A 14,656-nucleotide genomic window follows, 5' to 3' on the forward strand; every position below is an offset into this window, starting at 1 on the left:
GAGGAATATTATTCGTATGGGGGAATTGACTATGGAACTTCGCAATCTAAAGACCTTTTTAGTTGTAGCTGAATGTGGAGGATTTACTCGAGCTGGTGAGCAGTTGGGATACACACAGTCGACAGTTACAAATCATGTAAGAGCATTGGAGGAGGCTGTTGGAAATCGCCTTTTTGACCGGCTAGGAAAAACAGTTGTTCTAACAGATACAGGGAACCATTTAGCATCGTATGCAAAGGAAATATTACATCTTTATCAGGAAGCGGTCGATTCTTCCCGATTAAATACAGAGCCTTCCGGTACAGTATTGATCGGAGCAAATGAATCTTTAATGGTATATAGACTGCCAACTATTTTATATGAATTCAAAAGGCTGTATCCGAAAGTCCAACTTATATTACAACCTTCCGAAAGTCAGGAGCTTAATAATGAGTTGAAATCTGGGAAATTTGACTTGGCTTTATTTACAAATCCTGAAAAATTAGGACCTGACATTGTTACGAGTGATTTAGTAAGAGAGACGTTGGTAATGATTGCGCCTGCAGGACATCGATTATGTGGTAAAGCGATGATAACTCCAAACGACTTGGAAGATGAAGTATTACTTTTAACAGAGACTGGAAGTTATCGCGATTTGCTAGAAAGATGGATTAAAGAGGAGGGTGTTGGTTGTTCACGAATAGCTTTTTGGAATATCGAAGCTATTAAACAATCAGTGAAGTGTGGATTAGGTCTTTCCTATCTCCCTTTGATGACGGTGAGAGAAGAACTAGAACGAGGCAGCTTAGTTGCTTTACCTTGGCTGCACAGTGATGAGTTTGTGACTACTCAATTAGCGTATCACAAAGATAAATGGCTTACCCCAGCAATGAATAAATTAATAGAAATAATCGAGAAGCACGCAAAGAAATGGGAGTCGGAAGACCGACAGTAAACTACATAGAGTGAAACCTCCATCCGTGGAGGATTACAGCCTGTAAAAAGGGATAGAGTAGAATTTTTGCCTGGTTATTCGTAGGAGGATATACATAATATGGCACAACAACGTATGAAAGAAATATTGTTAATTATTATTGGATCATTGTTATTCGCAGTTGGGATTAACTATTTTGCAATTCCGTACAGATTATCCGAAGGCGGGGTAATTGGGGTAACGGTAATTACCTATTATCTATTTGAATGGTCACCAGGGGTTGTCAACCTGATGATTAATGCGGTCCTTTTGGCTATTGGTTATAAATTTTTTGACAAAAAGACAATGATATATACAGTAATTGGAATTGTTTTTTCTTCTTTGTTTCTGTTTCTAACAGAAGATGTAGGTCATCAATTGAATGGCGATACATTGCTAGCTGCTCTTTTCTCTGGTGTGTTTGTAGGTCTTGGTCTGGGTTTAATGTTCAGAGCAGGCGGAACTTCCGGAGGATCAGCCATTTTAGCTCGTTTAGCCAATCAGTATTTAGGATGGAGTCTAGGAAAAGGTGTTTTAGTTATTGATATTATTGTTATTGCGGGATCTGTATTTATCATTGGACAGGAAAAAGCAATGTACACGCTTGTTGCCGTATTTTTAGGTTCAAAAGTGATTGACTATGTAATTGAAGGATTAAATAGTCGAACTGCAGTGACAATTATCTCTGAACATTCGGAGGAGATTCGCCAATTTATAGTGTCCAATATGTCGCGTGGTGTAACAATTCTAGAAGGTCGAGGCGGGTACAGTCAAAACCAAAAAGAAGTTCTCTATATTGTTATAAACCAACCTGAACTAGTACAGCTGAAGCAAACTGTCAGTAGCGTAGATAAAAATGCGTTCGTTGTTGTTCACGAAGTCCGCGATGTATTAGGTAGTAGTTTTAGTGTCAATTAAAATAAAAGAAGATTTGGGTTATAATTTTAAAGGCCACTTGATGTTAACGCATCAAGTGGCCTTTTCCATTGGTATTGATATTTCCCATATAATGTTTGGTATGAACAAGTAAAGACTAAATTATTTATATCTTGGTTAAGCTTGTATTGAGTCTATAGGAGAATGTTCATCTTATGGTTCTGAAAGGTTGAAAATTAAAATTCTTACTCTATAGGAAGTGTATTATCCGCTTATATTATGAATATGGTATGTAAAGGCTATTTTGTCTTTAGTAAACAAAAATATTTTCTTGTTTTCGGAAAGAGGTGTTCAATATGAGTTTTAAGATTGCAATCTTAGTATGTTTAACTCTAATGTGTCTCATTGCTATAATAACTTACTATATAGGGGAAAAGGTATCAAAGAACTTATTCAAATATATCCCTGTTTTTGCTTTGGGTTTTGGTTCAATCTTTTTTTACACTAGGCTAAAATTTATATCGTACCCAAACTCCTTCGAGAGCATTTTCGATAAAGTAGCTATTTTTTTACTTCTAGTCGTGTTCACTATCGCTTTGTTAGAAGCAATCATCATAGAGATTGTAGCTAATACAGAATTATTTCGAAAAGGTTTTCTAGTTATGCGAAAAAGATTAAAATTATTAACTATAAAAAAAGAACAGGTCTGACAGAAGTAAAGATTTACTTCCAACAGACCTTTCTTTTAGCTTTTTTTAGAGATTAACATCTTTCTACTTCTTCATATTTCTAATCTTTTCTTCGTCCGGTGTGATAAATAAGGTGGTCTGTTCAAAATAGATGACAAATCCAGGTTTTGCCCCATTTGGTTTTTTCACTTGTTTAATTACGGTATAATCTACCGGAACTGAGGAAGATTCGCGTGCTTTACTAAAATATGCTGCAAGATTTGCCGCTTCTAATAGTGCTTGTTCTGACGGATTCTCTGAATGTATAACTACATGGGATCCAGGGATATCCTTTGTATGAAGCCATGTATCCGTTTTACGAGCTAATTTAAAAGTTACAAAATCATTCTGTTTATTGTTTTTGCCGACCGATATCTCGGTACCATCCGAGGCGATAAATCTTTCTGGTGTTGGCTTAACGGGCTTTTTCTTCTTTTTCGAAGCGCGCATTTTCAGTAATCCTTGCTCCATTAACTCTTCTCGAATTTCTTCAATATCAGTTGGAGAGGCTTGCATTACTTGTTGGAGCAGCAACTCAAAGTAAGCAATATCATCTTTGGTAATTTCAAATTGCTGTTCTATTTTTAATAATGCAGTTTTAGCTTTTGTATAACGGCTATAATACTTTTGTGCATTTTGCGTAGCAGTTTTTCGGACATCTAAAGGAATCACAATTGTTTTTTCATTTTCATCGTAATAATTTACTAGCTCTACTTCTTTTAATCCTTTTTCAATCGCATGTGCATTTGCCATGACTAGCTCACCAAATAGTTGATAAGTTTCTAAGTTCTCTGCTTGTTCAAAGTCTTTTTGGAGTTTTTTCATTTTTAACTTCAATTTGTTTAATTCGTTTTGAAGCCATTTTTCTAAATCTCCTGCTTGCTGCTTCACACGGTCGCGTTCTGCTTTTGCAAAATAGACCCGATCCAATAAATTACCTAAACTTGCTTCATCAAATTTGTCGCCTTCCAAATGAGTTAATGCATTTGGTGAATAATAGGATTTTCCATTTACTTCTACAATTTGTTTTGTAGAGCCACCATGCGTAATCTCTTGGATAAACTCCTTATAAATCTCCACTCTATCCGTTGAACTTTGGAATCTATACATGATTTCCTTCGCATGTAATGGAGAAAAACCAGAAATTTGATCCATAATTTCTTCCGAATCATTAGCCGATTTAAGTACTGCTTCTAGTTTTTCTGAAACATCGAGTGGATTCAGCTTGTTTTGAGAAGGAGGAGCAATATAGGGCTGTCCTGGTAAAATAGTACGATAACTATTCATAGAAGGAGAGAGATGCTTTATACTTTCTAAGATTAAATTGCGAGTTGGATCTACTAAAAGTAAATTACTGTGACGTCCCATTATTTCCATATGAATTTCACGGGAAATATCATCACCGATTTCGTTTTTACTTTGTATCTGGAAAATAATAATTCGATCACTTTCATGTTGATGAATTCCAGTAATAATTCCACCTTCTAAATGCTTACGCAATACCATACAAAATAGTGGTGGTTGGGCTGGATTGTCAATTGTTTCGTGTGTAATTTGTACGCGTGAATAAGATGAATGAACTGAGAACAAAAGTTTGTAATTTTTACCTTGAGCTCTAATATGCATTAATATCTCTTGTGAATTGGGCTGGTGTATTTTAGAAATACGTCCGGACACGAGTTGTTGTAATTCTGTTGTCATAGATATAGTAAATAAACCGTCAAATGCCATAAGTACTCCTCTTTCAAATCATTATTTTTATTGTGCTGCGTGCGCCTTCTATATGTCGAGCTCGAGCACCTAGTGTCTAAAGTTATTTCGTTGTGACACGACGTCACTAAATTAGACGACTTCTAAAGCATCGGCGCTTGCACTTATCTAATATATCTTATCATTTTCCAGTACACTTGTGTTATAATCAGTTAAGTATGTAATTGGAAGAAGTCGTTGTAGTATGACTGTATTTGAAGGAGACGTTATGCGAAGAGAAAAAGGTATATTGATCGTTTTATCAGGTCCATCAGGAGTAGGTAAAGGGACAGTTAGAAAAGAGTTGTTTTCCGAACCCGGTACAAACTATGAGTACTCTATTTCTATGACTACAAGAAGCCCTCGTGAAGGTGAAGTAGACGGAGTAGATTATTTCTTTAAACAAAAAGAAGAATTTGAACAATTGATTGAAGAAGGTAAATTGTTAGAGTATGCAGCATATGTGGGGAATTATTATGGAACTCCTATCGACTATGTGAATGCTACGTTAGATTCGGGACGCGATGTTTTCTTGGAAATTGAAGTTCAAGGAGCAGCGCTTGTTCGCGAGAAAGCTCCAGAAGCTTTATTTATATTCCTTGCGCCTCCAAGCCTTTCTGAACTCCAACAAAGACTTATTGGCCGAGGAACGGAAACAGAAGATGTCATCAGTTCACGTATTCAAGCTGCACGACAAGAGCTTGAAATGATGCATTTATATGATTATGTAGTAGAAAACGATGAAGTGTCTAAAGCATGTGCGAAAATTAATGCAATTGTCGTAGCCGAACATTGTCGTCGTGAACGTGTAGAAAAAAGATATTCAGCTATGCTGGAAGGAGAAATTTAATATGTTATATCCATCTGTAGATTCTTTAAAAACGCAAATCGATTCAAAATATTCTTTAGTGACGGTCGCATCCAAGCGAGCTCGTCAGTTACAAGAAGAAGGCGGAGAACGTCTAACTTCATATGTGTCCTATAAAAAAGTAGGAAGAGCGTTAGAGGAAGTTGCAGCTGGTGAGTTAACTATATTATCATCAAATGATTCTGTAGTTTATGAAGACGAAGTTTAAATATTTTTGTTAGCAATGACCTCCCAAAGAATGTACGTTTCTTTGGGAGGTTGTTGTTTAGAGGAGAGAATTCATAATGTTAACTTCTAAAAAAATTCTTATCTGTGTTACTGGTGGAATTGCTGTATACAAAGCAGTTGCGCTGGTTAGTAAATTGACTCAAGCAGGCGCAAATGTAAAAGTAATGATGACAAAATCAGCAATGGAATTTGTGCAGCCGTTAAGCTTCCAAGCAATGTCTAGGAATGATGTGTATTTTGACACATTTGATGAAAAGGATTCTAGTGTAATTGCACATATAGATTTAGCAGACTGGGCTGACCTGGTAATTGTAGCACCAGCAACAGCTAATGTGATTGGTAAGTTAGCAAATGGTATTGCAGATGATATGGTCACTACAACTTTATTAGCGACTACTGCTGATGTATGGATAGCACCTGCGATGAACGTACATATGTATGATAATGCTGCGGTTATTCGCAATATTGCCCAACTTTCAAAAGATGGATTTCATTTTATAGAGCCTTCTGAAGGTTTTTTAGCATGTGGATATGTTGGGAAAGGTCGTTTAGAGGAACCAGAGAAGATTGTACAGTTGGTGGAGGGATATTTTGTCCCGAAAGAACTACCTTTAAAAGGAAAAAAAGTTGTAGTCACAGCCGGACCAACAAGAGAGAGAATAGATCCTGTTCGTTTTTTAACTAACTTTTCTAGTGGGAAAATGGGTTACGCTATGGCGGAAGCAGCAGCTAGACTAGGAGCTGAAACAATTTTGATATCAGGCCCTGTCAGTTTAAGTCCACCACCAAATGTAACACTTGTTTCTGTAGAAAGTGCCAAAGAAATGTTAGATGCCGTTTTACTTCATTTTGATACAGCAACAATGGTTGTCAAAACTGCTGCTGTGGCAGATTACAAACCAAAGGAAGTTCATTTGCAAAAGATGAAAAAACAACCAGGGGAGTCTGTAATTGTATTAGAAAGAACTACTGACATTCTTTTGGAGTTAGGGAAACGAAAAAAAGACCAATTATTAATAGGTTTTGCAGCAGAAACCAATGATGTGATCCACTATGCTAAAAGCAAGTTAGATAAGAAAAATGCAGATTATATTATTGCTAATGACGTGACGGAGGAAGGATCTGGATTTGGAACAGATACGAATGCTGTTACGTTAGTAGGTAAAAATATAGAACAGTATTTTGGACATCAAACTAAAAAAGTGCTCGCTCTACAATTACTGCAAACTATTATTCAATTGGAGAAAGATGATGCCAAATGATAGTAGAAGTTATCGTAGATGTATCAGCTTATCCTATTGATCGCCCTTTTGACTATATAGTTCCTGATAAATTAGAGACAGTGATAGAGCGTGGAAGTCGAGTGCATGTACCCTTTGGAAATAGAAAAGTACAGGGGTTTATAACGAATATTAAAGAAAAATCTGATTTAGATCTGTCCAAGCTAAAAGCGATTATCTCAATAATCGATGTGGAGCCTGTTATAACCGATGAATTATTACAGCTTTCCAAGTGGATGACACAAAAAACACTCTGTTATGAAATAGATGCACTTCAAGTGATGTTACCTGCCGCTCTTCGTGCTTCATATAAAAAAGAAATTCGATTAGTAGAACATGATGGTATAGATATAGAAACATTAGCTCTGTTTGGATCAAAAGAGTCTATATCATACGAAATTTTTGAAAAAGCCGGCATGCTAAAACAGATGAAAAAATATCTGGAACAAGGGAAGTTTCAGTTAGATACTGTCATTAAGCAACAAGGTAAGGTAAAAACAATTACCAAGTATCGTATGGTACAGGATGAGGAATTAGTTCTATCACAACTAAATACGCTACCAAAAAATGCAATCAAACAAAAAGAACTTATTGAATGGCTTTTACTTAAGAAGCAACCCTCGTATACAATGCTAGAACTTAAAGATTATACGCAAACAAATAATCATACGGTTAAAGCTTTAATAGACAAAGGTATCTTAGAAACAAAAAACAAAGAAATATACCGTGAAATAAACAGCCTAGAGTATAACGATCGGGATAATAGATTTAAATTGACAGACGAACAACAGGAAGCTCTTTCTAAAATTAACAATGCACAGGATAATAATGAACATACTACTTTTCTGTTACATGGCATTACGGGTAGCGGGAAAACGGAAATTTATTTGAATGCTATTGAAAAGTCAATCAATGAAGGCAAACAGGCAATTATGCTTGTACCTGAAATATCATTGACCCCCCAAATGACTAGAAGATTTAAATTACGTTTTGACGATCAAGTAGCTGTTATGCATAGTGGGCTATCTGTCGGAGAAAAATTTGATGAATGGCGAAAAATTTGGCGTGGGGAAGTTAAGGTTGTTGTAGGAGCTAGATCTGCCATTTTTGCACCTTTTAAAAATTTAGGTTTGATAATTCTCGACGAGGAGCATGAATCTACATATAAACAAGAAGATACACCAAGATACCATGCAAGAGATGTTGCTATATGGAGAAGTAATTTTCATCAATGTCCCGTTATTTTAGGAAGTGCAACACCTTCACTTGAATCATATGCACGAGCTTCCAAGGGTGTATACAGTTTGTTAACATTACAAATGCGTGCAAAAGAACAGCCCTTACCAGTCGTGAATATTGTAGATATGCGTGCAGAGTTGAAAAATGGTAATCGTTCCATGTTCAGTGTAGATCTTGCTGATGCTGTAAGAGAAAAGCTAGAGAAAAAAGAACAAATCGTATTATTTTTAAACAAAAGAGGATTTTCATCATTCGTACTTTGTAGAGATTGTGGAACTGTAGTTGAATGCGATAATTGTGATATTTCGTTAACTTATCATCGAGAAGGTGAGCAACTGAAATGTCATTATTGCGGACATGAAGAACCTGTACCGAAGCAATGTCCAGAATGTCAAAGTGAGCATATACGATTTTTCGGAACGGGAACTCAAAAAGTAGAAGAGGAAATCACTAAGTTATTTCCTTATGCAAGAGTTCTACGGATGGATGTAGATACGACTAGGACAAAGGGTTCTCATGAACGGATCTTAAAACAATTCGGAGATGGAGAAGCAGATATTTTGCTCGGTACCCAGATGATTGCTAAAGGGCTTGATTTCCCTAATATAACACTGGTTGGAGTGTTAAACGCGGATACCACTCTGCATTTAGCCGATTTTAGAGCCGCTGAAAAAACATTTCAGCTGATGACACAAGTTAGTGGTCGAGCTGGTCGACACGATAAAGAGGGACAGGTCTACATTCAAACTTATACCCCAGAGCACTATGCCATTGAATATTCAAAGTCACAGTTGTATGAACCGTTCTATCATAAAGAAATGCTAGTACGAAAACAGTTTGAATATCCACCTTTCTACTATTTAACACTTGTTCAAGTAACACATGAAAATGTTATGTTAGCATCGGAATATGCAAAATTAGCGACTGAATGGTTACGAGAGAATCTGTCCTCTACTACGATGGTCATAGGACCAACATCTAGCGCTATTAGTAAGATACAAAATAGATATCGTTACCAATGTTTGATAAAATACAAAAAAGAACCAATACTAGTTGAAAAAATTCAACAGTTAATAAAAATATACCGAACAGAGTGGATAAAAAAAGGAATCATTTTAACGATTGATTTAGATCCATCCACTATTTTATAAGGTGTTTGAAAAGAGGAAAAGAAATGGCAGTACGTTCAATCATTACACATCCCAATGATGTATTATTAAAGAAATGTGAAGAAGTTACCAAGTTTGACAATAAACTAGCGAAACTTTTAGACGATATGTATGACACGATGGTTGCTTCAGATGGAATTGGCATAGCTGCACCACAAGTTGGAGAGACGATCCAGGCAGCTATTGTCGACTTAGGTGAAGGACAAGATATTATCGAAATGATTAATCCTGAGATAGTGGAAGTCGGAGGTTCAGAAATAGAAGTGGAAGGATGTCTTAGTTTTCCCGACATTTATGGAGAAGTAGAACGTCCATTTTTTGTGAAAGTAGAAGCTCAAGATCGAACAGGAGCTTTATATGAATTACAAGCAGAAGATTATGAGGCAAGAGCCATTTTACATGAAATTGACCATTTGCACGGTGTTTTATTTACGACTAAGGTTGTTCGTTACGTTGAATTAGATGAAATTGAAAATGAGGTGGAAGAAGTATGACTTCTATTATCTTCATGGGTACCCCAGCATTCTCTGCTCCTATCTTGAGAATGTTAGTAGAAGAAGGCTATAAAGTTAAGGCTGTCGTGACTCAACCAGATCGACCAGTAGGGCGGAAGAAAGTGCTAACGGCTCCACCTGTAAAAGAAGAAGCTATTAAACTTGGCTTACCTGTCATTCAACCAAACAAACTAAAGGGTTCCGAAGAGCTAGAGCAAATTATTGCACTAAAACCAGATTTGATCATCACCGCCGCTTTTGGTCAGATTCTTCCGAAAGAATTGTTAGACGTTCCTGAACTTGGATGCATTAATGTTCATGCCTCGTTGCTTCCTGCATACCGTGGAGGAGCTCCAATTCATCAAGCGATTATTGATGGCCAAAGCCAAACTGGTGTCACTATAATGTATATGGAAGAGAAATTAGACGCTGGAGATATCATCTCTCAAAGTGAGATATCTATTGAACATACGGATGATACCGGACTATTATTTGAAAAACTAAGTGCAGTGGGCTCTAACCTACTTAAAGAAACATTGCCTTCGATTATCGCTAAAGAGAATAATCGGACAAAACAAGATGACAGCCTAGTGACATTCGCTAAAAATATTTCTCGTGAACAAGAAAGAATGGACTGGAACAATTCAGCACTACAATTACACAATCAAGTCCGTGGGCTCCATCCGTGGCCTGTAGCATATACAACATTAGAAGGACAAGTAGTGAAGATATGGAAAGCGGATACTATAAACACTCAAACAAACGAAAAGCCTGGAACTGTTGTAAAAATTGAGTCAGATTATTTCGTTGTACAAACTGGCAAATCAGATGCAATTCGCATTAATGAGTTACAACCAGCAGGTAAGAAGAAAATGTCCGCTGAAGATTATTTGCGCGGTGTAGGTTCGAAATTGCGAATAGGAGATACTTTTGAATGACTAAAAAAAATGAAAAGATTTGGACAGGTAATGTTCGAGATGCAGCCCTTACTATATTAATGGCTGTTGAAAAGCAACAAGCCTATAGTAACTTACTGTTACATCAAACAATTGAAAAATATACGATTGACGCTAAAGACCGCGCTTTGCTTACGGAACTAACATACGGCACACTTCAATATAAAATGACACTAGACTATTATTTGCAACCGTTTATAAAAGGTAAGTTAGATGACTGGGTGAAGCAATTACTCCGATTATCCTTATATCAAATTCATTATTTATCTCGAATTCCTGATCATGCTGCTGTGAACGAAGCAGTAGAAATCGCGAAAAGAAGAGGACATAAAGGGATTGCCTCAGCTGTTAACGGTATATTACGGTCCATTTTAAGAGAAGGCGTACGTTCAACGGAAGATATTAAGGATAGAGAAGAGAGACTTTCCATCGAAACGAGCCACCCTCTATGGATGGTGAAGCGTTTCATATCCCAATATGGTTTTGAAACAACAGAAAAAATGTTAAAAGAAAACAATGAACCACCTGTGACTACTTTGCGAGTAAACTTATTTAAACGCACCGTTGATCAAGTAATTCATCAAATGACTCAAGAAGGTCATGTAGTAGCTAAAAGTGAAATCATTCCTGAATGCATTTACCTGATCAACGGACAAGCAGCGAGAACAACTGCTTATCAAGAGGGCTTTGTGACCATTCAAGATGAAAGTTCAATGATTCCAGCCTATGTTCTTCAGCCAGAACCTGGAATGACCGTTCTAGATATGTGTTCTGCACCAGGTGGGAAAACTACTCATATTGCTGAAAAAATGAAAAATACAGGGAAACTTGTAGCAATGGATATTCATCAGCATAAATTAAAGCTAGTGAAGGAAAATGCGGAACGCTTAGGATTTAGTTTCATTGAAACAGTGGAGATGGACGGAAGAAAAGCTAGTGAAAATTTTGCAGAACAATCATTTGATCGAATACTTGTTGATGCACCGTGCAGTGGACTTGGCGTTATGAAACGTAAGCCAGATATTAAATATACTAAACAGGAAAAAGATTTTGCTTCTCTTAAACCAATTCAAATGAATTTGCTTGAAGAAGCATATAAACTATTAAAACCAGATGGGTTAATGGTCTATAGTACTTGTACAGTGGATTTAGAGGAAAATGAAGGTACAACACAACTATTTTTAGATGCACATCCAGATATGAAACTTCAGCATTTTCCAGACGTTATTAAACGTATAAAGAATCAGGAAAAAGAAGGAACGCTTCAGATTTTCCCACAAGATTTACGCAGTGATGGATTTTACGTAGCTCTATTCCAAAAACAGAAATAGAGAACACTCTTTGCCAAATTCAAAAGAGGTGAATGATAAGATGAAGTTTGTTGTGAAAACGGATGTAGGTATGAAAAGAACGGTAAATGAAGATAGAGTAGAGGTTTTTAGGCGAGAAGACGGTCGTTTACTGGCTGTAGTTGCTGATGGAATGGGTGGGCACAATGCTGGGGACGTAGCTAGTGACTTAGCTGTTTCTGAATTTAAAAAGTATTTTGCTGCATTCAATCCATTTATAGTAAAAGCAAAAGACTGGTTAACCTATACATTTCAATCAATTAACCAAACAGTCATGAGACATTCTAAAATGAGCGTAGAGTGCGCAGGTATGGGTACAACGTTAATCGCGGGTTTGTTTGAAAATCACCAAGGGATTATTGCCCATGTAGGGGATAGTCGCGTCTATTTAATATCTCCTGCGCAAGTGCTTCAAATTACACGAGATCATTCATATGTAAATGTGCTCATCGATTCGGGTGAAATAAGTGAAGAACAAGCGAAGACCCATCCCAACAAAAATGTTCTCATGAAAGCCATTGGTACGGAACGAACAATTCAACCAGATTTCTACGATATCGAGTTCCAACCAAACTCTTATTTACTTTTTTGTACAGACGGTTTGAGTAATAAGATAAGTGAATCATTAATGCAGTCCATTTTATATTCCAGTAAGACACTGGAAGAAAAAGGTCAAGATTTAGTGGAAGAAGCAAATAGTTTAGGTGGAGAAGATAATATTTCTTTAATCCTATTATATAACAATGCTGAGGAGGTGTAAGGATGCTGTTAGGCAAACGAATAAGTGGTAGATATAAATTACTTGAAATGATTGGCGGAGGCGGCATGTCCAATGTATATTTGGCACATGATATGATTTTGGATCGCGACGTAGCGATAAAAATATTACGGTATGATTTTGCAAATGAAGAAGAATTACGCCGCAGATTCCAACGTGAGGCCCTTTCTGCAACAAGCCTTACACATCCACATATTGTCAATATATATGATGTAGGCGAAGATGAGGATATTCATTATATTGTGATGGAGTATGTGAAGGGTAAAACATTAAAAGAATACATATTGCAGAATGCACCGGTTTCACCAACAAAATCAGTATTGTTTATGAAGCAACTTACTTCAGCAATTTCTACTGCGCATAATAATCATATTATTCATCGTGATATAAAGCCACAGAACATTTTGTTGGATGAAGAGGAAAATGTAAAGGTAACTGACTTCGGTATTGCGATGGCACTTAGTGCCACATCTTATACACAGACGAACTCTGTTCTAGGTACAGTGCATTATCTATCGCCTGAACAAGCGCGAGGCGGCACAGCCACAAAACAGTCGGATATTTATGCTTTAGGTATCGTGTTATTTGAGCTATTAACTGGACAACTACCATTTTCAGGGGAGTCTGCAGTATCAATCGCCTTAAAGCATTTACAAACTGAAACACCGTCTATACGGAAAATTATTCCCTCTATACCACAAAGTATTGAAAATGTCGTCTTTAAGGCTACAGCAAAAGACCCAAAAGATAGATATCTTACGGCAGAAGAAATGGCAGATGATTTAGCAACTGCTCTATCACCTGAAAGAGCAGAAGAAGCAAAATTTGCAGTAGCTATTGATGATGATGCAACGAAGGTATTGCCTGTTATTAAAGAGCCTGTGCCATTTAATGAGATAGCGGACACCCAAAAAATGTCCACATCAGATAAAGTTTCAAAACCAGGGAAGCCAAAAAGTAAGAACAAAAAAAGGAAGATATTTGGTGGGATATTAGGTGGACTAGTCCTATTAATATTATTAAGTTTCATCGTATTTCCGGGTCTCTTTAAAGCCGAAAAGGTAGAAGTTCCTGATGTTTCTAACCTAGAATTAGAAGAGGCGATTGAACAATTAGAGTCAGAAGGATTTAAAATTGGCGATGAAACATTAGAAGTTTCAGATGAAGTGGAAGAAAACAAAATTATTCGCACCACACCGGAAGCCGGTAAGTTTCGTGAAAAAAATAGTGAAATTCATTTATTTATATCGTCTGGAAAAGAATCTTTTGTCCTTGAAAATTATATCGGTAAGAATATAGATCAAGTAACTACATTGTTACCAAATTTCAATATAGAGATAAGTGAAGACTTTGATGATCAGCCAAAAGGAACTATAATAAAACAAACACCTGCTGCAGGAGAAGAGGTCATACCAGATGAAACAGATCTTCTATTTTCTGTCAGTAAAGGCCCAGATTTACGCACAGTTAGTGATTTGACTGATTGGAATGAAAAAGCTTTAAGTGATTATGAAAAATCATCTGGATTTAAGATTAAAGTTGCAAACAGAAAAAATTCGGACTCCATTCCAAAAGGAAATGTGATGGAACAATCACCGAAACCAAATGCAAAAGTAGATCCTGGAAGTACAATAAACGTAACAATTTCTGACGGTCCAAAGGCCAAGCCTACTAAATTCGTCGTGAAAACAGTTACGATTCCTTATGAACAACCTGCCGAAGAAGAGAAAGAAGAACCCGTTGAAGGCGAGGGCGATGAGGAAGAGGAAATAAAAGAAGAACCAGTTGCTCAGAAGCAAGTAGTTCGGATATACATTGAAGACAAAACACGTTCAATGTTGGAGCCTGCCGAAGAATTTGAACTTACTGAAACTGTTGTAAAACAATTGAAATTAGAAATTAGTGAAGGTCAAAAAGCAGCATATCGAATTGAGGTAAACTCTAAAACAATCTTGCAAGAAACAATTGGGTATGATGATTAAGAATAGGG

The 14,656-nt window shown here is 36.7% G+C and carries 12 protein-coding genes; 11 read left to right on the forward strand and 1 reads right to left on the reverse strand.

What is annotated here, in order from left to right; genetic code table 11:
- Positions 1 to 31 precede the first annotated feature (31 nt).
- Positions 32 to 934 carry a LysR family transcriptional regulator gene (locus tag MKX53_RS05665; protein WP_340909769.1) on the forward strand — a complete coding sequence of 301 codons (903 nt, stop codon included), beginning with the start codon at positions 32 to 34 and terminating at the stop codon, positions 932 to 934.
- 99 nt (positions 935 to 1,033) lie between these two features.
- On the forward strand, positions 1,034 to 1,870 hold the full coding sequence (locus MKX53_RS05670) for a YitT family protein (protein WP_093535254.1): 837 nt from the start codon (positions 1,034 to 1,036) through the stop codon (positions 1,868 to 1,870).
- Between the two features lie 731 nt (positions 1,871 to 2,601).
- Here MKX53_RS05670 and MKX53_RS05675 read toward each other — a convergent pair.
- Positions 2,602 to 4,287 carry an Rqc2 family fibronectin-binding protein gene (locus tag MKX53_RS05675; RefSeq protein WP_340909771.1) on the reverse strand — a complete coding sequence of 562 codons (1,686 nt, stop codon included), beginning with the start codon at positions 4,285 to 4,287 and terminating at the stop codon, positions 2,602 to 2,604.
- Positions 4,288 to 4,534: 247 nt separating this feature from the next.
- Between MKX53_RS05675 and gmk the strand changes: the two genes are divergently transcribed.
- The 9 genes from gmk to pknB all read left to right on the forward strand — a co-directional run bounded on the left by gmk (position 4,535) and on the right by pknB (position 14,648).
- The gene (gmk, locus tag MKX53_RS05680) at positions 4,535 to 5,155 is read left to right on the forward strand and encodes a guanylate kinase (protein ID WP_340764399.1); all 621 of its coding nucleotides are present in this window, start codon (positions 4,535 to 4,537) and stop codon (positions 5,153 to 5,155) included.
- Position 5,156: 1 nt separating this feature from the next.
- Positions 5,157 to 5,381 (forward strand): DNA-directed RNA polymerase subunit omega, encoded by a 225-nt coding sequence (gene rpoZ / locus MKX53_RS05685; RefSeq protein WP_093535248.1) that lies wholly within the window; start codon positions 5,157 to 5,159, stop codon positions 5,379 to 5,381.
- Positions 5,382 to 5,457: 76 nt separating this feature from the next.
- The gene (gene coaBC, locus MKX53_RS05690) at positions 5,458 to 6,663 is read left to right on the forward strand and encodes a bifunctional phosphopantothenoylcysteine decarboxylase/phosphopantothenate--cysteine ligase CoaBC (RefSeq protein WP_340909775.1); all 1,206 of its coding nucleotides are present in this window, start codon (positions 5,458 to 5,460) and stop codon (positions 6,661 to 6,663) included.
- Entirely contained in the window at positions 6,660 to 9,071 is a 2,412-nt protein-coding gene (gene priA / locus MKX53_RS05695) for a primosomal protein N' (RefSeq protein ID WP_340909779.1), read from the forward strand. Before coaBC ends, priA begins: the two co-directional genes overlap by 4 nt.
- 23 nt (positions 9,072 to 9,094) lie before the next feature.
- Positions 9,095 to 9,583 carry a peptide deformylase gene (def, locus tag MKX53_RS05700; protein ID WP_093535242.1) on the forward strand — a complete coding sequence of 163 codons (489 nt, stop codon included), beginning with the start codon at positions 9,095 to 9,097 and terminating at the stop codon, positions 9,581 to 9,583.
- Positions 9,580 to 10,521 (forward strand): methionyl-tRNA formyltransferase, encoded by a 942-nt coding sequence (gene fmt, locus MKX53_RS05705; RefSeq protein ID WP_340909781.1) that lies wholly within the window; start codon positions 9,580 to 9,582, stop codon positions 10,519 to 10,521. Before def ends, fmt begins: the two co-directional genes overlap by 4 nt.
- The gene (gene rsmB, locus MKX53_RS05710) at positions 10,518 to 11,870 is read left to right on the forward strand and encodes a 16S rRNA (cytosine(967)-C(5))-methyltransferase RsmB (RefSeq protein ID WP_340768710.1); all 1,353 of its coding nucleotides are present in this window, start codon (positions 10,518 to 10,520) and stop codon (positions 11,868 to 11,870) included. The genes fmt and rsmB overlap by 4 nt, the downstream gene beginning before the upstream one ends.
- Before the next feature lie 40 nt (positions 11,871 to 11,910).
- Positions 11,911 to 12,648 carry a Stp1/IreP family PP2C-type Ser/Thr phosphatase gene (locus MKX53_RS05715; RefSeq protein WP_093535236.1) on the forward strand — a complete coding sequence of 246 codons (738 nt, stop codon included), beginning with the start codon at positions 11,911 to 11,913 and terminating at the stop codon, positions 12,646 to 12,648.
- Positions 12,649 to 12,650: 2 nt separating this feature from the next.
- Positions 12,651 to 14,648, forward strand: coding sequence for a Stk1 family PASTA domain-containing Ser/Thr kinase (pknB, locus tag MKX53_RS05720; RefSeq protein WP_340761897.1), 1,998 nt, complete (start codon positions 12,651 to 12,653; stop codon positions 14,646 to 14,648).
- Positions 14,649 to 14,656 lie beyond the last annotated feature (8 nt).

The sequence above is a fragment of the Psychrobacillus sp. FSL K6-4615 genome (assembly GCF_038008225.1).
Lineage (GTDB): Bacteria > Bacillota > Bacilli > Bacillales_A > Planococcaceae > Psychrobacillus > Psychrobacillus psychrotolerans.